This is a genomic window from Pseudomonas sp. HMWF006 (assembly GCF_003061205.1).
GTDB lineage: Bacteria > Pseudomonadota > Gammaproteobacteria > Pseudomonadales > Pseudomonadaceae > Aquipseudomonas > Aquipseudomonas monsensis.
The window spans coordinates 1-23,791 of the sequence record NZ_QAIU01000594.1; the positions used below are offsets into that span (position 1 = coordinate 1).

Consider the following 23,791-nt stretch of genomic DNA (forward strand, 5'->3'; position numbering starts at 1 on the left):
GTGTGGGTGACCCTGCAGAAAACGGCGGTACTGTTTCACTAAGTAAAAACGCAGTACCCCTGTAGGAGTGAGCCCTGCTCGCGATAGCGGTCTGACAGTCACAGAAATGTTGATTGCCAGGTCCTGATCGCGAGCAGGCTCACTCCTACAGTTGTTTTTGGGGTGCCTGTAATGGCTTGTATGGACATGTCTACCCGCGACAGCCGGGACTTCTGTCCGTCAGCGATATTGCGTCTCGTGTTTCTGTTTCGGCCCCGCGTGCCTATAATGGCTGCCTTTTTCGCCCAATGATTTTGCGGAGCTGGTGATGGCCGAACGTAAGGCGTCTGTCGAGCGCGACACTCTGGAAACCCAGATCAAAGCCTCGATCAACCTTGATGGCACCGGAAAGGCCCGATTCGATATCGGTGTTCCTTTTCTTGAGCACATGCTGGATCAGATCGCCCGTCACGGGTTGATCGACCTGGATATTGAATGCAAGGGCGATCTGCATATCGACGACCACCATACCGTGGAAGACGTCGGTATCACCCTCGGCCAGGCCTTCGCCAAAGCCATCGGCGACAAGAAAGGCATCCGTCGCTACGGCCACGCCTATGTGCCGCTCGATGAAGCGCTGTCGCGTGTGGTGATCGACTTCTCCGGCCGCCCGGGCCTGCAGATGCACGTGCCGTACACCCGCGCCACCGTGGGCGGCTTCGACGTTGACCTGTTCCAGGAATTCTTCCAGGGCTTCGTCAACCACGCACTGGTCAGCCTGCACATCGACAACCTGCGTGGCACCAACACCCACCACCAGATCGAAACCGTGTTCAAGGCTTTCGGCCGCGCCCTGCGCATGGCCGTCGAGCTGGACGAGCGCATGGCCGGGCAAATGCCATCGACCAAAGGCGTCCTGTAATGCAGACGGTTGCAGTTATCGACTACGGCATGGGCAACCTGCACTCGGTGGCCAAGGCCCTCGAGCACGTCGGTGCCGGCAAGGTGCTGATCACCAGCGATGCCGACGTGATCCGCGAAGCCGACCGCGTGGTCTTCCCCGGTGTTGGCGCGATTCGCGACTGCATGGCGGAAATTCGTCGCCTCGGTTTCGACTCGCTGGTGCGTGAAGTCAGCCAGGATCGTCCGTTCCTCGGCATCTGCGTCGGCATGCAGGCCTTGCTCGACACCAGCGAAGAGAACGACGGCGTTGACTGCATCGGCCTGTTCCCGGGGGCGGTGAAGTTCTTCGGCAAAGACCTGCATGAAGACGGCGAGCACCTGAAAGTCCCGCATATGGGCTGGAACGAGGTGAAGCAGAAGGTCAGTCACCCGCTGTGGCACGATATTCCGGACATGGCGCGTTTCTACTTCGTGCACAGCTACTACATCGCCGCCGCCAACGCGCGGCAGGTGGTGGGCAGCGGTCATTACGGGCTCGATTTCGCCGCAGCACTGGCCGATGGCTCGCGTTTCGCCGTGCAGTTCCACCCGGAGAAGAGCCATACCCATGGCCTGCAACTGCTGCAGAACTTCGCCGCGTGGGACGGTCGCTGGTAAATGGCTGCCAAGAAGTCCAAGCCGCCGATCCTGACCCTCACTCCCGAGCAGGAGAACGAGGCCAATCGCAAGATTCAGCGGTTCATGGAAGACCGATTCGAACTGGACCTGGGTTCGTTCGAAGCGGCGGAAATTCTTGAGCTGTTTACCCGCGAAATTGCTCCGCACTATTACAACAGGGCGATTTTCGATGTGCAGACCCACCTCAAAGAGCGGTTTGAAAGCATCGAAAGCGACCTGTGGGCGCTCGAAAAAAATTAGGAGCAGCGGCAAGCTTCAAGCTGTCAGCTGCAAGAATCAGACACACGTGCGCGCTTGCAGCTTAAAGCTTGCAGCTTGCAGCTCTTTGACGAAGGAAAAGCATGCTAATTATTCCTGCTATCGATCTTAAAGACGGTGCCTGCGTACGTCTGCGCCAGGGCCGCATGGAAGATTCCACAGTGTTCTCCGATGACCCGGTGAGCATGGCTGCCAAGTGGGTGGAGGGCGGTTGCCGCCGTCTGCATCTGGTCGATCTGAACGGCGCGTTCGAAGGCCAGCCGGTCAACGGCGAAGTGGTCACTGCGATCGCCAAGCGCTACCCGACCCTGCCGATCCAGATCGGCGGCGGCATCCGTTCGCTGGAAACCATCGAGCACTACGTCAAGGCTGGCGTGAGCTACGTGATCATCGGTACCAAAGCCGTTAAAGACCCGGCCTTCGTCGCTGAGGCCTGCCGCGCGTTCCCGGGCAAGATCATCGTCGGTCTGGATGCCAAAGACGGTTTTGTCGCCACCGATGGCTGGGCTGAAATCAGCACCGTGCAGGTCATTGATCTGGCCAAGCAGTTTGAAGCCGACGGCGTGTCCTCGATCGTTTATACCGACATCGCCAAAGACGGCATGATGCAGGGCTGCAACGTACCGTTCACCGCTGCGCTGGCGGCGGCGACGAAGATTCCGGTAATCGCTTCCGGCGGTATCCACAATCTGGGTGACATCAAGTCGCTGCTCGACGCCAAGGCGCCGGGCATCATCGGTGCAATTACGGGCCGCGCGATCTATGAGGGCACTTTGGATGTTGCAGAGGCTCAAGCTTTTTGTGATGGCTACGCGGCCAGCTCCAAGTTGTAAGCTGCAAGCTGCAAGTTAGAAGCTCGACCGCGATCGGCTCTTTCTTGCAGCTCGTAGCTTGAAGCTTGCAACTCTTAATCGGAGATTAAGCCCATGGCGTTAGCCAAGCGCATCATCCCTTGCCTGGACGTGGACAACGGCCGGGTCGTCAAAGGTGTGAAGTTCGAGAACATCCGTGACGCCGGTGACCCGGTGGAAATCGCCCGGCGCTATGACGAGCAGGGTGCCGACGAGATTACCTTCCTCGACATCACCGCCAGCGTCGATGGCCGCGACACTACGCTGCATACCGTCGAGCGCATGGCCAGCCAGGTGTTCATCCCGCTGACCGTGGGCGGCGGCGTGCGCACCGTGCAGGACATTCGCAACCTGCTCAATGCCGGTGCGGACAAGGTCTCGATCAACACCGCAGCGGTGTTCAACCCTGAGTTTGTCGGCGAAGCCGCACAGCATTTCGGCTCGCAGTGCATCGTCGTCGCCATCGACGCGAAGAAAGTCTCAGGCCCGGGCGAAACCCCGCGCTGGGAAATCTTCACCCACGGCGGGCGCAAGCCGACCGGCCTCGACGCGGTCGAGTGGGCGAAGAAAATGGAAGGCCTCGGCGCTGGCGAGATCCTGCTGACCAGCATGGATCAGGACGGCATGAAAAACGGCTTCGACCTCGGCGTGACCCGCGCCATCAGCGATGCGCTGGGCATTCCGGTCATCGCTTCCGGCGGCGTCGGCAACCTGCAGCATCTGGCTGACGGCATCATTGAAGGCCACGCCAGCGCAGTGCTGGCGGCGAGTATTTTCCACTTCGGCGAATACACCGTGCAGGAAGCAAAAGCGTATATGGCCAAACGCGGCATCGTAATGCGCTAAACCGTACGGGCCAGTGGACACCATGGCGCACCCAAGGCACTCTTGGGCACGCCATGGATTCCGGTAGCCCGACATGATCAAACGCCTGCTCCTTGTTCTCGCCAGTGCCTCTTTGTTGTTGATCAACAATGCCCGGGCCGAAAACAGTCCCGACACCGATCTGGTGCTGCTCACCGAAAACTTCCCGCCCTATAACATGGCGAAGAACGGCAAAAATTTCGCCCAGGGCGAGAACATCAATGGCATCGCCACCGATATCGTCCGTGAAATGTTCCAGCGTGCCGGGATCACTTACAGCCTGACTCTGCGTTTTCCTTGGGAGCGCGTCTACAAACTCGCCCTGGAAAACCCCGGTTACGGTGCCTTCGTGATGGCGCGTCTGCCGGACCGGGAAAAACTCTTCAAATGGGTCGGCCCGATCGGCCCTGACGACTGGATCATGTTGGCCAAGGCTGACAGCAAGATCACTCTCGAAACCCTCGAGGATGCGCGCCAATACAAGATCGGCGCCTACAAAGGGGATGCCATTGCCGAGACACTGGCCAAGCAGGGGCTGAAGCCGATTGTGGTGCTGCGTGATCAGGACAATGCGAAAAAACTGGTCGGCGGGCAGATTGATTTGTGGGCCACAGGCGATCCTGCCGGACGGTATCTGGCGCGGCAGGACGGTGTTACCGGCCTCAAGACTGTGCTGCGCTTCAACAGCGCAGAACTGTATCTGGCACTGAACAAGGATGTGTCAGATACAGTCGTTGCCAAGTTGCAGGCTGCGCTGGATCAAATGCGCAAGGATGGGGTTGTCGACGAGATCATGGGGCGCTATCTGTAGCAGTCGGTAGTTCCAGCGCTGACGGTGCAATGATGTCGACCGCACCACCACTGTCCTCGGAGCCTGGCGGTGTGCTCATGGTCAGTTGCCGGCACGCGTTGGCAATCTCGATTTGTTCCGGCGGAAATTGCGTCAGATGAAAGCTGGAGTCGTCGGTATAGCGGAATTCGACGGCCACCTGAGTGCCGTCCTCACGTATGAGTTTGTAATGACTTTCCATCTGGTAGACCGCGACGGCAGTCTGCTTCGCAACCATGGCGATGACGGCCTGAGGACGTGACTCCATCCAGCCGCTCGCAGAGTTTTCGGTATGAGTGAAGTGTTCCGGCAGGCGGGCCGAAAGTTTCGTCACCCGTCTATCGCTCAACGCCACGGATGGCCAGGCCTTGTCGATTTCAATCGACGTCAAGCCGCTGAATACGCGTAGCCCTATCGGGTTTTGTGTTCGGTGGGTGATCCATTTGGCTGCACGGGTGTTGTCCGAGGTGTTGTGGTCATGACCAATCAACACATATTCGTCTGTTCTTTTCAGCTCGTAATAGGGCGAGCTGAAAAACTGCTCGGCGGGATCGGCGTGGTCTCTGACCGCAAACCAGGGCAGGCGGGCAACCTGAGTGACTTTGACGGCTTCGCTACTCGGAGGGTGCGCATACCCGGTGAGCGTCGGAGCTTGGGATGCTGCGGTGATTTGCATCGGGATCTGCATCCGTAACGCATAAGCAGTGCCGGGCGCTGTGGGTTTGCTGTAGGTCTCTACGCCCACAAAGGTGCCGGGAGCAAAACAGATTTCGCCCGGCTCGGCAGTGGGTGGCTGTATGGTCCAGGCGCTGAAACTGAGTTTTGCGCCCGTGCCTTTGTCATTCCACAGCAGATCCCCGACAGTTGCCTCTACAACCAGATCGGCCCTCACGCAGCGGACGGTATTGGGTGATGGCTTACGGTGGTCACTGGCGCACACCAGGCCCAGGGCGACGTAGCCTGCAGGGGGGATCGGGCGCCATATGGATGTGCGCGTAACACTGGGTGACGGGGACTCATTCCAGACCAGTTCGAAATCGGCAGGCTTGGCCAGCGCGTTGCCTTTACTGTTTTTCGCCCCTTTCAAGTCCTTCTCGCAGACGACAGCCGAGACCATGTCGCCGTTAATGTTGAAACTGCCGGGAATGAACAGATCGCCCAGTGGAAAGTAACCCGGCAATGCATCCGGAGCGGGTGTGGGGCGCCAGAAAGTTCCAGGTTTTGCCTTTGCACCATTGATACTCCAGACCCGATGAAACTCGGTTGTGAAGTTGATCAGCAGGTTGTCGTGCGTGATGGGCTGCATTGGCCTGGGTGGCGAGGCAGGGTTTTCTTCGAGAGTCATAGTCAATCCTGATAGTTGAAAGCGGCTCGGGGGAGCCACGACCTGTTGCAGGTCTCACTATCCGGAAGCCAGCAGGATTGCTGGCGGTAACTATGTATAGAGCGTTACCCGGTATTACCGATAAATCCCGTCTTTGCCATGTCCGCTCATGGCGCGATTGCTGCGCACGCTGATCATTTGCCTGATGTCGATCCAGTCGATGCCCTGGGCCTTCAGCTTGGGCAACTCGCGCTCCAGCACCGCCAGCGTTTGCGGGTAAGGGTGGCCGATCATCACCGCCGAGCCCTGTTTACGGGCGAGACTGATCGCTGTTTGCAACTGGGTGAAAATCGCCGCTTCGGTGCGCTCGTCATCCAGGAACACATCCCGCGAGACGCTCGCCAGATTGATCTTCTGCGCTTGCTGCGCGGCGACGGTCTGCGCGCTGGTGCGGCTGTCGACGAAGAACTTGTGCCGCCGCTGCAACTCGCCCATCAGCCAGGCCATCGCCACGGGCTGAGCAGTCATGCGGCTACCCATGTGATTGTTGATGCCCGCCGTGTACGGCACCTTTTTGAACGCTGCGTCGAGGCGCTTCTCAAGCTCTTCAATCGGCAATTCCGGGTGCCAGGCGTACGGGCCGGTGGCCGGATCCATCGGCATGTGCAGGATGACGATCTTGCCGGCGCGATGGGCCTCGCGGGCGAATTCGGTGGCGTGAGGCGTGTCGGGCATGATCGCCGTGGTCACCGGGCCGGGCAGGGCCAGCACGCGGCGATCCCGGGGCAGGTTCTGCCCCAGGTCGTCGATGATCAGCGTCAGGTAGGCTTTGTGTGGCGTGGGGCTGGCGGGCTCTGCATGAGCAGCACCCGCCAGACAGCACAGCAGGACGAAAAGGAAACGCAAAGACATCCTCAACGGCCGGATGTAATGCTCAGGCCTTTGAGCAGGCTCAGGGCCTGGGCCAACTGGTAATCGTCATCCTGCGGCATTGCCTTAGGCTTGGCGCCGGAACCGGTCGGCTTGTCCGCGCCGCCATTGCCGTTGCCCAGGTGACCTTGCAGGTCGGCTTCCTTGAAGTAGTCGCCGTCCGCTTCGTTGGTGATCTTGGCCTTGCGCACTTCGATGTCCGGGACGATGCCCTGAGCCTGGATCGAACGGCCATTCGGCGTGAAGTACAACGCCGTGGTGATCTTCAGTGCGCGGTCGTTGTTCAGCGGCAGCACGGTTTGCACCGAGCCCTTGCCGAAACTGGTGGTGCCCATGACCACGGCGCGTTTCTGATCCTGCAGGGCGCCGGCGACGATTTCCGAGGCCGAGGCGCTGCCACCGTTGATCAGCACGACCATCGGCACGGCTTCGCTTTCGTCCTTGCCGGTGGCAGAGAAGCGCAGTTCGGAGTTGGCGATCCGGCCCTTGGTGTAGACGATCAGGCCTTTGGTGATGAAGTGGTCGACCACTTCCACCGCCGCCTGCAGTACACCGCCCGGGTTGTTACGCAGGTCGAGAATGATGCCTTTGAGCTTCTTGCCGTTGTCCTTGCGCATCTTCGCCAGGGCCTTGGAGACCTCTTCGCCGGTCTTGACCTGGAACTGAGTGATGCGGATGTAGCCGTAGCCCGATTCCAGCAACTGCGACTTGACGCTCTTGACCTGAATCACGGCGCGGGCCAGGGTCACGTCGAACGGCGTGCCGCCGTCGCGGACCAGGGTCAGGGTGATCTTCTGGCCGATCTTGCCGCGCATCTTGTCGACGGCTTCGGTCATGGTCTGGCCGCGAGTCGGCTGGCCGTTGATCTTGACGATGAAGTCACCGGCCTGAATGCCGGCCTTCGATGCAGGCGTGTCGTCGATTGGCGAGACGACCTTGATGAAGCCGTCTTCGGAGCCGACTTCGATGCCCAGCCCGCCGAATTCGCCGCTGGTGCTTTCCTGCAACTCGGTGAAGTCTTCAGGGCCCAGGTAGGCGGAGTGCGGATCGAGGTTGCTGAGCATGCCCTTGATCGCGTTTTCCAGCAGGGTCTTGTCGTCCACCGGCTCGACGTAGGCAGCCTTGATCCGGTCCATGACCTCGGCAAAGGTGCGCAACTCTTCCAGCGGCAACGGTGCCTTGGCGGTCGCGGCAGTGCCTGCCGGAGCGACGGCCGGGGCTGGCTGAGCAGCGAACGCCAGAGGCGCGCCGATCACCAGAGCGATCGTCAGGGCCAGCGAGGTAAGACGGGACAAATGCAGCATGTCGAACGAACTCCTTAATTAGGCGGTGCGCTTATCCTTGCGCACGACACCATTGCGCCGGATCACTCGGGTGACCCTGCTGACGAATTGCGAAATACAGCGCAGGCGTGTCCTGGCCACCACTGTTACCGACAGTGGAGATGGATTCACCGGCTTTTACCACGTCACCTGCCGACTTGAGCAGCGTCTGGTTGTGACCGTAAAGACTCAGAAAACCGTTGCCGTGATCGAGGATCACCAGCAGCCCGGCACCGCGCAACCAGTCGGCGAATACCACGCGACCGCCGTGTACGGCGTGCACCTGACTGCCGGCGGAAGCGCTGATCATTACGCCGTCCCACTTGGTACGGGCATCGTCGCCACGGCTTTCGCCGAAGCGTGCCAGCAGTCGACCATCAACCGGCCACGGAAGTTTTCCCCGGGTTGCAGCAAAAGGGCCACCGAAGGTCTCGCCGCTGCTGGAAACCAGCGCGCCGGGGGTGGATCTGGCGGGTTTTCGTGGGGCGTCGCTGTTTTCAGCCTGCGCCTCACGCAAACGCTTTTTTTCCGCTTCCTGCTGGGCGATCAGCGCTTTCTGCCGCGCTTCTTCTGCCTCACGGGCCTGACGGGCCAGGGTTTCTTCAATGGTTTTAAGGACTTTAGACAGGTCTGCCTGATCCTGCTCGCGGGCGGCCAGTTTCTGGTCGCGGGCTTTCACGTCGTCATTGAGCTTGGCGAGGACTTGCTGGCGTTCCTTGCGGACCTTTTCCAGCTCGTCGCGCTGGGTGTCGAGGCTGCTTTTCTGCACCAGCAATTGCGCCTGCTGCAGAGCGATGTCTTTTTCGACATTGGCCAACTGGCGCAGGGTTTCGTTGAAGCTTTTCAACTGCTCCAGACGGGCCTGGCTCAGGTAATCGTAATAGGTGAGGGTACGGGCGAATTTCTCGGGATTCTGCTGGTTGAGCAGCAGCTTGAGGTATTCCTGACGACCGTTCTGGTAGGCCGCGCGGGCCTGGATGGCGATCAGTCGCTGTTGTTCAGTGCGCGCGCTCTGGAGTTTTTTTTTCTCCGCATCGAGCCGCTGCAGCTCGGATTCGCTTTTCTTCAGCTCTTTTTGCAGGGCATCGACCTGCTTCTCGAGCTTGCCCATCTCGGTTTCGGTGCCCTTGAGCTCTTTCTGCACGCCGGATTTTTCTTCCTGCAGTTTGCCCAGCAGTTTTTTCAACTCGGCAATGTCCTGACGCGTGGCGTCCAACTGCTGTTGGGTTTGCGCGCGCTCGTCAGCGAAGGCCGGTTGGAGCAGGCATGTCAGAGCAAGGGCGATCAGGACGCGAAGCATAGGGGCGGGCGGCACCAGGGTAAGGGACGGCCTAGTATGCCCGCCCGACGCTGCAAAAAAAACGCCCAATTGGGGCTGTGTGATAACTGGAGCGCCAGACAGGCGTAATTCCATTTCGAAAACCCCATAAACCACTGTGGGAGCTGGCTTGCCAGCGATGGCGTCTGCACATTCAACATAGATGTTGGCTGTCAGATTGCTATCGCTGGCAAGCCAGCTCCCACAGGGTTTTGCGGTGTTTTGGCGATTCGGGTCAGACCAGAATCGAGGTGCCGGTCATTTCCGCCGGCTTTTCCAGGCCCAGCAGCATCAGCATGGTTGGTGCCACGTCCGCCAGGACGCCGCCTTCGCGGACCTTGAGGTCACGCTTGCCGACATAAATGAATGGCACTGGCTCAGTGGTGTGCGCGGTGTGCGCCTGGCCGGTGGATTCGTCAGCCATTTGCTCGACGTTACCGTGGTCGGCGGTGATCAGCGCTTCGCCGCCCACCTTTTCCAGCGCTTCAACGATACGGCCGACGCAGGTGTCGAGGCATTCAACGGCCTTCACCGCCGCTTCGAACACACCGCTGTGGCCGACCATGTCGCCGTTGGCGTAGTTGACCACGATCACGTCGTAACGCTGATTTTCGATGGCGTCGACAATGCGGTCGGTAACCTCGGGCGCGCTCATTTCCGGCTGCAAGTCATAGGTGGCGACTTTCGGCGACGGGATCAGAATCCGCTCTTCGCCCGGGAACGGTTCTTCACGACCGCCGGAGAAGAAGAAGGTCACGTGCGCATATTTCTCGGTTTCAGCGATGCGCAGCTGGGTCTTGCCGTTCTTTGCCAGATAATCGCCGAGCACGTTTTCCAGGCTGCCGGGGGCGAAGGCCGACGGCGCAGGGATGCTGGCGGCGTATTGGGTCAGCATGACGAAACCGGCCAGTTTCGGCTGGCGCGCGCGCTCGAACTCCTTGAAATCGTCTTCGACGAAGACGCGGGTCAGCTCGCGGGCGCGGTCGGCGCGGAAGTTCATGAACACCACGGCGTCGCCGTCTTCGACCTTGACCGGCTCGCCGATGGTGGTGGCTTTGACGAATTCGTCGCTCTCGCCACGGGCGTAGGCGGCGTCGAGGCCTTCCTGGGCGGTGGCGGCGTTGAATTCGGCGTTGCCGTCGACGATCAGGTTGTAGGCCTGAGATACGCGGTCCCAACGGTTGTCACGGTCCATCGCGTAGTAGCGACCGACGATGCTGGCGATGCGGCCCTTGCCGAGCGCCTGGAAGGTCGCGTCGAGCAGTTCGATCGACGACGTGGCGCTTTTCGGCGGTGTGTCGCGGCCATCGAGGAAGGCGTGCAGGTAGATTTTTTCGGCGCCGCGCTTGAAGGCCAGTTCGGCCATGGCGATCAGGTGATCCTGGTGGCTGTGTACGCCGCCATCGGACAGCAGGCCCATGAAGTGCACGGCTTTGCCGGCGGCCACGGCGTTATCCACAGCGGCGCAGAGAGTCGGGTTGTCGAAGAACTCGCCGTCGCGGATCGCTTTGGTCACGCGGGTGAAGTCCTGATACACCACGCGGCCGGCGCCGAGGTTCATGTGGCCGACTTCGGAGTTGCCCATCTGGCCGTCCGGCAGGCCGACGTCCATGCCGCTGCCCGAGATCAAGCCGTTCGGCACGCTGGCCCAGAGGCGATCAAGGACTGGCTTCTTCGCCGCGTACACGGCATTGGATTCGTGGCTGTCACTGTGACCGAAGCCGTCGAGAATCATCAGGACCAAAGGTTTAGGCGTGGTAGTCATGGAATCCACTCGTGGCTAATAAAGAAGAGGGCGATGGAAAAGGGAGTGGCGAGTTTAATGCTTAGTTCCGACCACGTCACCGCCGGACGGGGTTTGGCCCACCTTGGGGGCTGTGTATACTGGCCGACATTTTAACGCCCTGGAACCTCCTTCGATGGTTGCTCACCTGATTGAATTTGCCACTAACCACTACATTCTTGTCGGTATCTTCGTCGTACTGCTGGCTCTGCTGCTGGCGCACACGATGCAGGGCGGCGGTAAAAGCCTGAGCACCGGTGAGCTGACCGCGCTGGTCAATAAAGATGCAGGCGTGGTGGTGGACATCCGTCCAACCAAGGATTTTGCTGCCGGCCACATCGTTGGCGCGGTGAACATCCCTCAGGACAAACTGGCTGCGCGCATCGGCGAGCTGGAAAAACACAAGGCCAAGACCATCATTCTGGTTGATGCCCTGGGCCAGACCGCCGGCACCCATGCCCGCGAACTGATGAAATCCGGCTTCACCGCCGCCAAGCTGTCTGGCGGGATCTCTAGCTGGAAAGGCGACAACCTGCCGCTGGTGAAGTGATATGAGCGAAGTCATCGTCTATTCCAGCGATTACTGCCCTTATTGCATGCGAGCCAAGCAATTGCTCGCGAACAAAGGTGTGGCCTTCGAAGAGATCAAGGTCGATGGCAAGCCGCAGATTCGTGCTGCCATGACCCAGAAGGCCGGACGCACGTCCGTGCCGCAGATCTGGATCGGCGACAAGCACATCGGCGGTTGTGATGATTTGTATGCCCTGGAGCGCGCCGGCAAGCTCGACGCGCTGCTCAAGGCTTGAACGGCTGCACCCACGTACAGCAATCCCTAAAAGACCCAAGATCAGAAAGGATCTGAGATGACTGACCAACAGAACACTGCAGCCAGCGAAGAAGAAACCGCACCGCAATTCTCCTTGCAGCGCATCTATGTACGCGACCTGTCGTTCGAAGCCCCGAAAAGCCCGGCGATCTTCCGCCAGCAGTGGGATCCGAGCGTCGGTCTGGATCTGAACACTCGCCAGAAAGAACTGGAAGGTGATTTCTACGAAGTCGTGCTGACCCTGTCCGTGACCGTGAAAAACGGTGACGAAGTGGCGTTCATCGCTGAAGTGCAACAGGCCGGTATCTTCCTGATCAAAAACCTGGACGCGGCTTCGATGAGCCACACCCTGGGTGCGTTCTGCCCGAACATCCTGTTCCCGTACGCGCGCGAAACCCTGGACAGCCTGGTGACCCGTGGTTCGTTCCCGGCCCTGATGCTGGCCCCGGTGAACTTCGACGCCCTCTACGCGCAAGAGCTGCAGCGCATGCAGGAAAGCGGCGAGACGCCAACCGTACAATAAGCGGTTCAGCTGTACCCCTGTGGGAGCGAGCCTGCTCGCGAAAGCGGTTTGTCAGAGACATCAATGTCGCTGACAGGCCGTAATCGCGAGCAGGCTCGCTCCCACAGTTGTTTTGGGTGTTTATTTGAAGTCGTTCTGCCGCCACGCCTCGTACACGGCCACCGCCACGGTGTTGGACAGGTTCAGGCTGCGGCAGCCTTCGCGCATCGGCAGGCGCAGGCGCTGTTCTGCCGGCAGGGCGTCCAGCACCTCAGGCGGCAGACCACGGCTTTCCGGGCCGAAGATGAATGCATCGCCCGGGACAAACGCGGCATCATGAAACGGTCGCGAGCCCTTGGTGGTAAACGCGAACAAGCGCGGGTTGCCCAGGCTTTCCAGGCAACTGGCCAGATCGGCGTGGCGCTGCAGGGTGGCATATTCGTGGTAGTCGAGACCGGCGCGGCGCAGACGCTTGTCGTCCATCTCGAAACCCAAGGGTTCGATCAAATGCAGGTGGCAGCCGCTGTTGGCGCACAGCCTGATAACGTTGCCGGTATTCGGCGGAATTTCTGGTTGGAAAAGGATGACGTGAAACATGCACGGCTCCGAAGGTAAAGATGACGCGCATTCTACGCCGCAAGCGGACCCGCGTTCGAAACTATTCCCGCGGGTGATCGGTTCGCTGGCGATTTTCGGGCTGATGGTCGGGCTGATGATCGGCCGCCTGACCACGCCGGATCCGAGCGTGTTGCAGCAGGTCGAGGTGACTGACGGCGGCCTGGTGGTGTGGTTCAACAATGAACCCAAACTGCACGGCGAGATCGTCGACGGCGCGGTGGCGTTGCTGTTCCAGGCTGAGGGCAAGGCGCAGAAGGGCCAGCTCAAGCTCAACGGCAAGGACGTCAACTGGCGTACGCGTGTGAGTGATGGTGGTTTGTTGCTGACGGTGCTGGCGGCACGGCCGCTGCAGGGGGACTGGGCCGGGAGCCAGGTCGATGACCGCTGGCGGCTGGAGATCCATCTCCGGGAGCAATAAAAGCGGGAATCCCCGGCCTGCCTGTACCAGGGTTCCCAAAACGGGGTGGACTTCGCTGAGAGCGTCGGTCCGATGTAAAGAGGGAACCCCCGGCCTGCCTGTACCAAGGATCCCAAAAGGGTGGGCGCATCGCGTTGCGGTGTGCGCCCGATGTAAAGAGGGGATTCCCCGGCCTGCCTGTACCAAGGTCCCCGAAACGGGTGGTGAATCGAATCACCTGTGAGGGTTATTGCAGGGCGCGTGCCAGGTTTTCATTTTTTCAAACTAAAGCAGTTTTCAGAAACCCGAAAGCCCCGTAATCCGGGGCTTTCGTGATTTTAAAATTTAAGTTTTGCGGTGATTCCAGGGGCGGTTTTTTACTGAGGGCTGTGCGCAATCGCGGGTCAACGTGCATTGTGGTGGTGCACGAAAGCCCCCTCACCCTAAACCTCTCCCAGAGGGAGAGGGGACTGACCGAGGGATGTCGAAGAGATACGCCGAGGTAAAATTGCTTTGCCGAATCCAAAGTCGACCCAACGCGTCAGGTCGATGGACAGTGCATGACCGACTCGGTCGGCCCCCTCTCCCATTGGGAGAGGGCAGGGGTGAGGGGCTGGATGGCGAAAGCGAAGAAGGTTTTAAGCGAACGGCGCCTTAACCCTCATCCCCCTCCTCATCATCGCCACCATCAACCTTCATCCCCAATTCCTTGATCTTGCGCGTCAGGGTGTTGCGACCCCAACCGAGCAATACCGCCGCATCACGACGCCGACCGGCTGTGTGCTTGAGCGCGGTCTCGATCATGATCCGTTCAAACGCCGGTACCGCGCTGTCGAGCAAACTCGACTGGCCACGGGCCAAGGCCTGATCGGCCCACTGGCGCAGCGCCTGCTCCCAGTTGGTCACCGGCGCCGAATCCTGCGGCAGGCTCAGCAACTCTGGCGGCAGATCGCTGATATGCACTTCGCGCCCGGAGGCCATTACGGTGATCCAGCGGCACGTGTTCTCCAGCTGCCGCACGTTGCCCGGCCACGGCAGGTTTTTCAGGTATTCCTCGGTCTCGCTTTTCAGCAGCTTCGGCTCGACCGCCAATTCTTGCGCGGCGCGGCTGAGGAAATGCTTGGCCAGGGTCGGAATGTCTTCACGACGATCCGACAGACGCGGGATGTGGATGCGGATCACGTTGAGGCGGTGGAACAAGTCCTCGCGGAATTTTCCGGCGTGTACCAGGGTTTCCAGATTCTGGTGCGTCGCGGCGATGATCCGCACATCGACTTTGACCGGCACATGCCCGCCAACGCGATAGAACTCGCCGTCCGCGAGAACCCGCAACAGACGCGTCTGGGTATCGGCGGGCATGTCGCCGATTTCATCGAGGAACAGCGTCCCGCCGTCAGCCTGTTCGAAGCGGCCGCGACGCAGGTTGGCCGCGCCGGTGAACGCGCCTTTTTCGTGGCCGAACAGCTCTGACTCCATCAGGTCCTTGGGGATCGCCGCCATGTTCAGTGCGATGAACGGCGAGGCCGCGCGCGGGCTGTGGCGGTGCAGGGCGTGGGCCACCAGTTCTTTACCGGTGCCGGATTCGCCGTTGATCAGCACGGTGATGTTGGAGTGGCTCAAGCGGCCGATGGCGCGAAACACTTCCTGCATCGCCGGCGCTTCGCCGATGATTTCCGGGGTGCGGGTCAGCGCGGGCACGACTTCCAGGCCTTGTTGTTCCTGCGCGTGCTGGTTGGCGCGTTTGACCAGGGATACCGCTTCATCCACGTCGAACGGCTTGGGCAGGTATTCGAATGCGCCGCCCTGATAGGAGGCGACGGCGCTGTCCAGGTCGGAGTGAGCGGTCATGATGATGACCGGCAACCGTGGGTGTTGTTCGCGAATCCGTGCGAGCAGGTCGAGGCCGCTGGCGCCGGGCATGCGGATGTCGGAAATGATCACGTCAGGTTGCTGGCGGGCCAGGCGACTCATCACGCCATCGGCGCTGTCGAAGCTCTGGGTGGTCATGCCTTCCTGCTGCAAGGCCTTTTCCAGAACCCAACGGATAGAACGGTCGTCATCGACGATCCACACAGTTTCACTACGGCTCATGTCGATGTGGCTCCTTGTTCCAGTGGCAGAAAGATCGAGAACGTGGTGTGGCCTGGATGGCTGTCACACTCGATCAGGCCCTGGTGCTGGCTGATGATGTTCTGGGTAATGGCCAGGCCCAGTCCGGTACCGTCCGGACGACCGCTGACCATGGGAAAGAAAATGGTTTCCTGAAGTTCCGCCGGGATCCCCGGGCCGTTGTCGATGATCTCGATCTTGGTCACCAGACGATGGCGGACGTGGCCGATGGTGAACTGGCGCATCGTTCGCGTGCGCAGGCTGATGCGGCCCAGGCGCAGCTCGTTCTGGCTGCTGATCGCCTGCATGGCGTTGCGCACGATGTTCAGCACGGCCTGAATCATTTGCTCGCGGTCGATCAATACGTCGGGAATGCTCGGGTCGTAATCGCGCACCAGCGTGATGCAGCCCTGACTTTCCGCCTCGACCAATTGGCAGACACGCTCCAGCACTTCGTGGACGTTGCACATGGCCAGCGACGGCAGCTTGTTCGAGCCGAGCATGCGATCAACCAGATTGCGCAGGCGGTCGGCCTCTTCAATGATCACGTTGGTGTAGTCGCGCAGACTGTCTTCCGGCAGTTCGCGGGCCAGCAACTGCGCCGCGCCACGAATGCCGCCGAGGGGATTCTTGATCTCATGGGCGAGGCCGCGCACCAGCATCTTGCTGGTTTCCTGTTTGGACAGTTGCGCCTCTTCCTTGGTGATCCGCAGCAGCCGGTCACGCGGGTGCACTTCCAGCAGAAGCATGGTTGCACCGTTGCTGAGGATTGGCGTCACCGCGTAGTCCACGGTCAGGGTCTGGCCGGTGAGGGCGGTGAGCATGGCTTCGCGTTTGGTGAACGGGTGCGCCTGCTCCACCGCCTGGCGCAGCGAGTTGAGCGCTTCGGTGGACTCGGTGAACAGCTCGCTGATGAACTGCCCATGGCTGCGCTGGCCGCTGATGGCCAGCAGCATTTCCGCCGCCGGGTTCATGTATTCGAGGCGCAATTCGGCGTCGAGCAGAATGGTGGCGGTGGTCAGGTTGTCGAGCAGCAAACGGTGGATTGCGTCGCTAATAGTCATCGGAGCCTCTTTTGGGGGCGGAGCGTGCGCAAGAAGCAGGCGTCGTTAAACGGAAAATGCAAAAACCAAACCAAGGCTCCGAAAAGAAGCGTTCAACCCCTGAAACGGGCGTTTGACGCTCGTTTGCGTGGCGCCATTGCGGCTGGAACGGGAAGTTTCGAACCAAAATGGGTTGGAATGTGGGTACGGTGCAGTCTATTGCACCAATATAGTGCGCAAAGCTGAACGGCGTTAGAAGAAACGCAGGAAGGGGTTTTTCGGCTCGGGCGGTTTGTCTTTCAGCGGACATTCCGGGCGTACGCCGTAGTCTTCGCTGACGCAGGGTTTGACCTGACGTTTCTGCGCCAGCGAGATGCGCAGCATGTGGAACGGCTGGTTGGCGGTGCGTTCGACGATACGGCCCTGTTCATCAAGGATTTCCACCGACAAGTGGTGGCTGCCACGGTCGATGTTACTCAACGGGAACACCGGGCTCAGGCCTGGCTCGCCAGTGGCCTGGCCGTCGAGCAGCAGGCGGTAGCGATGGCCCTGCTGCAGGCCCGGTTCGCTGGTGACGCTGACGATCACCTCGCCCGCGCTGCTGCGAATGGTCGCGTCCGGCTCGGGGATCAGGATGCGCAGCATGTCGTAGTGGAACAGCGGTGGTTCCGGGGATTTTTGTGTCGCGCGCAGCGGCGCATCCGCCGTGGGATTAGCCGACATGCGGTTGCTGGTCGCGATGGGCACACGCTTGGCGTTGCCACGCGGCTGGTCGGTGTAGACGCGATTGCCCTGGGCATCGACATAGGTGAAGACCTCGGCGTGAACGGGCAGAGCGAACAGGCACAGGATCAGCCAGAAAATCCTCATGGCGTGTGCACCCGCTGCACGGTGAACGTCACCGCCGGGCTCTGCTGGATGATCGCTTCGCCGTCGATCACTTGCACCGCGAGACGATGCTCCCCGCGATCAATATTCACCAGTTGCAGGATCGGCACGTTGCTCGACTGGCCGTAAGGCGCGTCGTCCAATACCAGCCTGAGTTGGTGCGGCGACTGCAGGCGCGGCTTGATCAGCACGTTGACGGTGAAGGTGCCGTTGTTGGCGCGCAGGGCTTCTTCGGTAGGCAGGCCGGTCAGCTCCAGCACTGCATAAGCGTTGCGGGCCGCTGGGCGATTGTCCGTGCTGGCGGGCGCCGGGGCGCGCGGTACCTGTGGTTCGACGCTGTTGAGCGGCGGCAGCTCCACTGGCTGCGCCTGTACGCCGTCCGGCGAGTGATCGCTGTACACCGTGTGGCCGTTGGCGTCGGTGTACTTGTAGATCTGCGCGGCGGCGGGCAGGGCGATCAGCAGCAGGATGTAGAGAAAGGTGCGACCCATGAAATCGACCGGGAAAGAAAGCGATGGGGTGCAGCATAGGCGAGGTGCGGCGGTTGGCCCAACCCGAGACAGATCCGGAAATCATTCGGACGCCAAAATCTCCCGTAGGAGTGAGCCTGCTCGCGATGACGTTGTATCCGTCACTCTCACTTGCAATGACCCACCGCTATCGCGAGCAGGCTCACTCCTGCAGGAATATGGGGCGGCCATAAAATCCGGGCGATAAAAAAGGCCTCCCGAAGGAGGCCTCTTTTTGTCACGCCGCTTAGCGCGGCGCTACCGGATCAGCAGCTGTAGTACAGCTCATATTCCAGTGGGTGTACGAAGGTACGAACCTTGATTTCTTCTTCGGATTTCAGCGCGATGTAAGCGTCGATGAAGTCGTCGGAGAACACGCCGCCCTTGGTCAGGAACGCACGGCCCTTGTCCAGCTCTTCCAGGGCTTCTTTCAGGCTGCCGCAAACTTGTGGGATTTCTTTCGCCTCTTCAGGCGGCAGGTCGTACAGGTTTTTGTCAGCGGCATCGCCTGGGTGGATCTTGTTCTGGATACCGTCCAGGCCGGCCATCAGCAGAGCTGCGAATGCCAGGTACGGGTTGGCAGCCGGATCCGGGAAGCGTGCTTCGATACGACGGCCGCGTGGGCTGTTGACGTAAGGAATACGGATCGAGGCGGAACGGTTGCGCGCCGAGTAGGCCAGCATTACCGGGGCTTCGAAACCTGGCACCAGACGCTTGTAGGAGTTGGTGGCCGGGTTGGTGAAGCCGTTCAGCGCTTTACCGTGCTTGATGATACCGCCGATGAAGTACAGGGCGGTTTCGGACAGGCCGGCATAGCCTTCGCCAGCGAAGGTGTTCTTGCCGTCTTTGGCGATGGACATGTGGACGTGCATGCCCGAGCCGTTGTCGCCGTACAGTGGCTTCGGCATGAAGGTCGCGGTGCGGCCGTAAGCGTCGGCAACGTTGTGTACAACGTATTTCAGAGTCTGAACTTCGTCAGCTTTCTTCACCAGGGTGTTGAACTTGACACCAATTTCGTTCTGACCGGCAGTCGCCACTTCGTGGTGGTGAACTTCAACGGTCTGGCCCATCTCTTCCAGTGCGTTGCACATGGCAGTACGGATTTCGTGGTCGTGGTCGAACGGCGGAACCGGGAAGTAGCCACCTTTGACGCCAGGACGGTGACCTTTGTTGCCGCCTTCGATGTCCTGGTCGGACATCCACGAACCTTGTTCGGAGTAGATCTTGAACATCGAGCCGGAGATGTCCGACTTGAACTTCACTTCGTCGAAGATGAAGAATTCCGGTTCTGGACCGGCGAAGACGGTGTCACCGATACCGGTGGTCTTCAGGTATTCCTCGGCGCGGTGAGCAATGGCGCGCGGGTCACGATCGTAACCTTGCATGGTCGACGGTTCGATGATGTCGCACACCAGGATCAGGGTGGCGTCTTCGGTGAACGGGTCGAGCACGGCAGTGTCGTCGTCCGGCAGCAGGATCATGTCGGAGGCTTCGATGCCTTTCCAGCCAGCGATGGAGGAACCGTCGAACATCTTGCCGACTTCGAAGAAGTCGTCTTCCAGCGCATCGCGAGCCGGCATGGTCACGTGGTGCTGAGTGCCTTTGGTGTCCGTGAAGCGCAGATCAATCCACTTGACGTCATGATCTTTGATGAGTTGAACCGACTTCGACATAGTGTCCTCCGGGTGGCTTAGGGCTTGGTAGTGGATGCCCTTAATATGGGTGATGCCGGCGCAGATACTCTGCCAAGGCAACCTGCCTCACAAGGGAGCAAATTGCATGCCAGTGCCCCAGCATGGGTTTTTTGCCCCAAATTCACGCTTCTAATGGAGCAAATCGCCAGAAAGGCGAAAATCTCGCCCTCTAATGTAGCGCTCGATTCTGAAAATGACCTGTTTTGGTGCGCGCAAAACCTTCTGCACATTAACTGGTTAAACCTTGAGCAATTTCCGCTATAATCCGCGCCCCCCTTTTTCGGCTGGCCCTGCGCGCGCTGTTTTCATGAAACTAATCGTAAAAGTCTTCCCCGAGATCACCATCAAGAGTCGACCTGTCCGGACGAAATTTATCCGCCAGTTGGCCAAAAACATCCGCGCCGTGCTCCGCGATCTGGACCCGGCTGTGGTGGTGAACGGTGTGTGGGACAACCTCGAGCTGGAAACCCGCGTAGCCGACGCCAAAGCCCAGAAAGAGATGGTCGAGCGTCTGAGCTGCATGCCGGGCATTGCCCACCTGTTGCAGATCGACGAGTACCCGCTGGGCGACTTCGACGACATCACCGAAAAGTGCAAACAGCACTACGGTGATGCACTGGCCGGGAAGATTTTTTCGGTGCGCTGCAAGCGCGCGGGCAAGCACACGTTCAGCTCGATGGACGTCGAAAAATACGTCGGCAGCAAGCTGCGCCGTGAGTGCGGTGCTGCCGGTATCGACCTGAAAGCGCCACAAATCGAAGTGCGCATCGAAGTTCGCGACAAACGGTTGTTCGTCATCCACAGCCAGCACAACGGCATCGGCGGTTACCCGCTCGGCGCGTTGGAGCAGACGCTGGTATTGATGTCCGGCGGCTTTGACTCGACCGTTGCCGCCTACCAGATCATGCGCCGTGGCCTGATGGCGCACTTCTGCTTCTTTAATCTGGGCGGTCGTGCCCACGAATTGGGCGTGATGGAAGTCGCGCATTTCATCTGGAAGAAGTACGGCAGCTCGCAGCGCGTGCTATTTGTCAGTGTTCCGTTCGAAGAAGTGTTGGGCGAAATTCTCGGCAAAGTCGATAACAGTCATATGGGCGTCGTATTGAAGCGTATGATGTTGCGCGCGTCCTCCGCCATTGCCGACCGCCTGCACATTGATGCCCTGGTGACCGGCGAAGCGATCTCCCAGGTGTCGAGCCAGACGCTGCCGAACCTGTCGGTGATCGACTGTGTGACCGATAAGCTGGTCCTGCGTCCGCTGATCGTGGCGCACAAGCAGGACATCATCGACACGGCCAACGAGATCGGCACCGCCGATTTCGCCCGGCACATGCCGGAGTACTGCGGGGTCATTTCGGTCAATCCGAAGACAGCCGCCAAACGCGGTCGTGTTGAGCACGAAGAGAAAGAATTCGACATGGCGGTGCTCGAGCGTGCGCTCGAAAACGCCAAACTGGTGCCGATTGATCGGGTAATCGACGAATTGGGCCAGGACGTACAGATTGAAGAAGTCAGCGAAGCACTGGCCGGTCAGATCGTCATCGACATCCGTCACCCGGATGCCGCCGAGGATGAGCCGCTGGAAATCGCTGGCGTAGAAGTACAGACGATGCCGTTCTACGCAGTGAACGCTCGTTTCAAGGAGCTGGATCCGACTCGCCAGTACCTGCTGTATTGCGACAAAGGCGTGATGAGTCGCCTGCATGCTCACCATTTGCTCAGTGAGGGGCATGCCAATGTGCGCGTTTATCGACCGAGCTAAGTGCCCGGGGCTGTTTGCCTGTGGCCTGCGTCACCGGCCCCCCGACACCGCCGTCAAGCTGTAACGGCCATGCCGGACACTACTGTTAATCGCTGCCAAGACTTGTCAGCAAACCGAATCCTCTGATCGAGATACACAAGTGATCGAAAATCTACGTAACATCGCCATCATTGCCCACGTTGACCATGGTAAGACCACCCTGGTAGACAAACTCCTGCGTCAATCCGGCACCCTGGAGCGCAACGAGCTCAACGACGAGCGCGTGATGGACTCCAACGACCAGGAAAAAGAGCGCGGTATTACCATTCTGGCGAAAAACACCGCCATCAACTGGAACGGCTACCACATCAACATCGTGGACACCCCGGGCCACGCCGACTTCGGTGGCGAAGTTGAACGCGTAATGTCGATGGTTGACTCCGTTCTGCTGCTGGTTGACGCTCAAGACGGCCCTATGCCGCAAACCCGTTTCGTGACCAAGAAGGCGTTCGAAGCCGGCCTGCGTCCAATCGTGGTAATCAACAAGGTTGACCGTCCAGGCGCGCGTCCGGACTGGGTTCTGGACCAGATCTTCGACCTGTTCGACAACCTCGGTGCGACCGAAGAACAACTGGACTTCCAGGTGGTTTACGCCTCGGCCCTGAACGGCATTGCCGGTCTGGATCACACCGCCATGGCTGAAGACATGACTCCGCTGTACCAAGCGGTCGTCGACCACGTTCCGCCTCCGGCCGTTGACCGTGACGGTCCGTTCCAGATGCAGATCTCCGCACTGGACTACAACAGCTTCCTGGGTGTTATCGGTGTTGGCCGTATCGCTCGTGGTCGCGTCAAGCCGAACACCCCGGTTGTCGCTATCAGCGCCGACGGCAAGCGCCGCAACGGTCGTATCCTCAAGCTGATGGGTCACCACGGTCTGCACCGCATTGACGTTGAAGAAGCAGCGGCCGGCGACATCGTCTGCATCAGCGGCTTCGACGAGCTGTTCATCTCCGACACTCTGTGCGATATCAACACCGTCGAGGCGATGAAGCCACTGACCGTTGACGAGCCAACCGTTTCCATGACCTTCCAGGTAAACGACTCGCCATTCTGCGGTAAAGAAGGCAAGTTCGTGACCTCCCGTAACATCAAGGATCGTCTGGACAAAGAGCTGCTGTACAACGTTGCACTGCGCGTTGAAGAAGGCGACTCGGCTGACAAGTTCAAGGTTTCCGGCCGTGGTGAGCTGCACCTCTCGGTACTGATCGAAACCATGCGTCGCGAAGGCTTCGAGCTGGCCCTGGGCCGTCCTGAAGTGATCATCCGTGAAGTTGACGGCGTGAAGCAGGAACCGTTCGAAAACGTAACCATCGACATCCCTGAAGAATCGCAGGGCAAGGTCATGGAAGAGATGGGTCTGCGTAAGGGTGACCTGAGCAACATGGTGCCGGATGGCAAGGGCCGTGTTCGTCTGGAATACAACATCCCTGCTCGCGGTCTGATCGGTTTCCGTAACCAGTTCCTGACCCTGACCAACGGTGCTGGCATCCTGACCTCGATCTTCGACCGTTACGCTCCAGTGAAGTCGGGCCACATGTCCGGCCGTCAGAACGGCGTTCTGGTTTCGGTTGAAACCGGCAAGGCACTGACCTACTCGCTGGAAACCCTGCAGGCTCGTGGCAAGCTGTTCGTAGAACACGGCCAGGAGATCTACAACGGTCAGATCGTTGGTCAGAACAGTCGCGACAACGACCTGGGTGTAAACCCAACCAAAGGCAAGAAGCTCGACAACATGCGTGCTTCGGGTAAAGACGAAACCATCGCTCTGGTACCACCTGTTCGATTCACCCTGGAACAGGCTCTGGAATACATCCAGGAAGACGAGCTGTGCGAAGTTACGCCTAAGTCCATCCGTCTTCGCAAGAAGATCCTGGACGAAAGCGAGCGTACCCGCGCTGCCAAGAAAGCCAAGGCGTAATTTAGCCCTGGAATAAAAAACGCCCCCGGTCGCGAGACCGGGGGCGTTTTTGTTTGTCTGGGGGAAGTGCAGATTGGGCCTTGAAGATCAAAAGCCCCTCACCCTAGCCCTCTCCCGGAGGGAGAGGGGACTGAATGGGGGATATTCATGAGATGCATCGACTTGGAAGCATTCTGCTGAATCCATAAACGATGTGGTCGGGCTTTATCGAGTCGACAATCGACTGGGTGTTTCAGGTCGATGTATTGCGCCAGACACCTCGGTCGGCCCCCCCTCCCTCCGGGAGAGGGGACTGAATTTGGGATGCTTGAGAAGTCCGCCGACCTGAAAATGCTGTGATGAATCCATAATCGACTGGATTTTTCAGGTCGACGTATAGCGCCAGACACCTCGATTGATCTGGCTTAATGATTCTGGACACCCTTAAAGGGCGGTAATCTACGC

At 59.6% G+C, this 23,791-nt stretch carries 23 protein-coding genes; 12 read left to right on the forward strand and 11 right to left on the reverse strand.

The annotated features are described in order from the left end of the window. Positions 1-307: 307 nt before the first annotated feature. From hisB to DBR24_RS27405, 6 genes are all read left to right on the forward strand, one after another. Complete coding sequence (gene hisB / locus DBR24_RS27380; RefSeq protein ID WP_007909204.1) at positions 308-901, forward strand: imidazoleglycerol-phosphate dehydratase HisB; 594 nt, start codon at positions 308-310, stop codon at positions 899-901. Continuing rightward, the gene (gene hisH / locus DBR24_RS27385) at positions 901-1,539 is read left to right on the forward strand and encodes an imidazole glycerol phosphate synthase subunit HisH (protein WP_123470642.1); all 639 of its coding nucleotides are present in this window, start codon (positions 901-903) and stop codon (positions 1,537-1,539) included. Before hisB ends, hisH begins: the two co-directional genes overlap by 1 nt. Beyond that, a complete protein-coding gene (locus DBR24_RS27390; protein WP_003220751.1) occupies positions 1,540-1,800 on the forward strand; it encodes a DUF2164 domain-containing protein in 261 nt (86 codons plus the stop codon). It begins immediately after the preceding gene. A 101-nt stretch (positions 1,801-1,901) separates the two neighbouring features. Then, positions 1,902-2,651, forward strand: coding sequence for a 1-(5-phosphoribosyl)-5-[(5-phosphoribosylamino)methylideneamino]imidazole-4-carboxamide isomerase (gene hisA, locus DBR24_RS27395; protein ID WP_128616278.1), 750 nt, complete (start codon positions 1,902-1,904; stop codon positions 2,649-2,651). Between the two features lie 93 nt (positions 2,652-2,744). Beyond that, positions 2,745-3,515, forward strand: a complete 771-nt coding sequence (gene hisF, locus DBR24_RS27400) for an imidazole glycerol phosphate synthase subunit HisF (protein ID WP_090452593.1) — start codon at positions 2,745-2,747, stop codon at positions 3,513-3,515. A 73-nt stretch (positions 3,516-3,588) separates the two neighbouring features. Beyond that, positions 3,589-4,344 (forward strand): ABC transporter substrate-binding protein, encoded by a 756-nt coding sequence (locus DBR24_RS27405; RefSeq protein WP_128616279.1) that lies wholly within the window; start codon positions 3,589-3,591, stop codon positions 4,342-4,344. On the opposite strand, the gene DBR24_RS27410 is transcribed toward DBR24_RS27405, so the two are convergent. The 5 genes from DBR24_RS27410 to gpmI form a co-directional block, all read right to left on the reverse strand. Then, positions 4,325-5,707, reverse strand: a complete 1,383-nt coding sequence (locus DBR24_RS27410; RefSeq protein WP_128616280.1) for a Vps62-related protein — start codon at positions 5,705-5,707, stop codon at positions 4,325-4,327. The two genes, DBR24_RS27405 and DBR24_RS27410, sit on opposite strands and share 20 nt — an antisense overlap. A gap of 114 nt (positions 5,708-5,821) precedes the next feature. Continuing rightward, positions 5,822-6,598, reverse strand: a complete 777-nt coding sequence (locus DBR24_RS27415) for a divergent polysaccharide deacetylase family protein (protein WP_128616281.1) — start codon at positions 6,596-6,598, stop codon at positions 5,822-5,824. 2 nt (positions 6,599-6,600) lie between these two features. Continuing rightward, positions 6,601-7,920: a S41 family peptidase gene (locus DBR24_RS27420; RefSeq protein WP_123470649.1), complete on the reverse strand. Its 1,320-nt coding sequence runs from the start codon at positions 7,918-7,920 to the stop codon at positions 6,601-6,603. Between the two features lie 31 nt (positions 7,921-7,951). Continuing rightward, positions 7,952-9,238 carry a murein hydrolase activator EnvC gene (locus DBR24_RS27425; protein WP_123470651.1) on the reverse strand — a complete coding sequence of 429 codons (1,287 nt, stop codon included), beginning with the start codon at positions 9,236-9,238 and terminating at the stop codon, positions 7,952-7,954. A gap of 253 nt (positions 9,239-9,491) precedes the next feature. Beyond that, positions 9,492-11,021, reverse strand: a complete 1,530-nt coding sequence (gene gpmI / locus DBR24_RS27430; protein ID WP_128616282.1) for a 2,3-bisphosphoglycerate-independent phosphoglycerate mutase — start codon at positions 11,019-11,021, stop codon at positions 9,492-9,494. Between the two features lie 154 nt (positions 11,022-11,175). On the opposite strand from gpmI, the gene DBR24_RS27435 reads away from it, so the two are divergent. From DBR24_RS27435 to secB, 3 genes are read left to right on the forward strand one after another with little or no spacing between them, the layout of a single operon-like run. Continuing rightward, positions 11,176-11,589, forward strand: coding sequence for a rhodanese-like domain-containing protein (locus tag DBR24_RS27435; RefSeq protein ID WP_064585542.1), 414 nt, complete (start codon positions 11,176-11,178; stop codon positions 11,587-11,589). A 1-nt stretch (position 11,590) separates the two neighbouring features. After that, positions 11,591-11,845: a glutaredoxin 3 gene (gene grxC / locus DBR24_RS27440; RefSeq protein WP_123470655.1), complete on the forward strand. Its 255-nt coding sequence runs from the start codon at positions 11,591-11,593 to the stop codon at positions 11,843-11,845. A gap of 57 nt (positions 11,846-11,902) precedes the next feature. Beyond that, the gene (gene secB / locus DBR24_RS27445; RefSeq protein WP_123470657.1) at positions 11,903-12,388 is read left to right on the forward strand and encodes a protein-export chaperone SecB; all 486 of its coding nucleotides are present in this window, start codon (positions 11,903-11,905) and stop codon (positions 12,386-12,388) included. A gap of 120 nt (positions 12,389-12,508) precedes the next feature. Here secB and DBR24_RS27450 read toward each other — a convergent pair whose 3' ends face one another. Further along, positions 12,509-12,964: a tRNA (cytidine(34)-2'-O)-methyltransferase gene (locus tag DBR24_RS27450; protein WP_003220777.1), complete on the reverse strand. Its 456-nt coding sequence runs from the start codon at positions 12,962-12,964 to the stop codon at positions 12,509-12,511. Between DBR24_RS27450 and DBR24_RS27455 the strand changes: the two genes are divergently transcribed. Continuing rightward, positions 12,963-13,403, forward strand: a complete 441-nt coding sequence (locus tag DBR24_RS27455; protein WP_123470658.1) for a hypothetical protein — start codon at positions 12,963-12,965, stop codon at positions 13,401-13,403. The genes DBR24_RS27450 and DBR24_RS27455 overlap by 2 nt on opposite strands. Before the next feature lie 633 nt (positions 13,404-14,036). Here the strand turns inward: DBR24_RS27455 and ntrC are convergent. The 5 genes from ntrC to glnA form a co-directional block, all read right to left on the reverse strand. Next, entirely contained in the window at positions 14,037-15,473 is a 1,437-nt protein-coding gene (ntrC, locus tag DBR24_RS27460; RefSeq protein WP_123470660.1) for a nitrogen regulation protein NR(I), read from the reverse strand. Next, positions 15,470-16,555: a nitrogen regulation protein NR(II) gene (gene glnL, locus DBR24_RS27465; protein WP_007909240.1), complete on the reverse strand. Its 1,086-nt coding sequence runs from the start codon at positions 16,553-16,555 to the stop codon at positions 15,470-15,472. The genes ntrC and glnL overlap by 4 nt, the downstream gene beginning before the upstream one ends. 231 nt (positions 16,556-16,786) lie before the next feature. Next, positions 16,787-17,404, reverse strand: coding sequence for a DUF4124 domain-containing protein (locus DBR24_RS27470; RefSeq protein WP_128616283.1), 618 nt, complete (start codon positions 17,402-17,404; stop codon positions 16,787-16,789). Then, entirely contained in the window at positions 17,401-17,913 is a 513-nt protein-coding gene (locus DBR24_RS27475) for a DUF4124 domain-containing protein (protein ID WP_128616284.1), read from the reverse strand. Before DBR24_RS27475 ends, DBR24_RS27470 begins: the two co-directional genes overlap by 4 nt. Before the next feature lie 284 nt (positions 17,914-18,197). Next, positions 18,198-19,604: a glutamate--ammonia ligase gene (gene glnA, locus DBR24_RS27480; protein WP_007961736.1), complete on the reverse strand. Its 1,407-nt coding sequence runs from the start codon at positions 19,602-19,604 to the stop codon at positions 18,198-18,200. A 328-nt stretch (positions 19,605-19,932) separates the two neighbouring features. Between glnA and thiI the strand changes: the two genes are divergently transcribed. Both thiI and typA read left to right on the forward strand, forming a co-directional pair. Then, on the forward strand, positions 19,933-21,387 hold the full coding sequence (thiI, locus tag DBR24_RS27490; protein ID WP_128616286.1) for a tRNA uracil 4-sulfurtransferase ThiI: 1,455 nt from the start codon (positions 19,933-19,935) through the stop codon (positions 21,385-21,387). Between the two features lie 139 nt (positions 21,388-21,526). Then, positions 21,527-23,347, forward strand: coding sequence for a translational GTPase TypA (typA, locus tag DBR24_RS27495; RefSeq protein ID WP_003220792.1), 1,821 nt, complete (start codon positions 21,527-21,529; stop codon positions 23,345-23,347). Positions 23,348-23,791 lie beyond the last annotated feature (444 nt).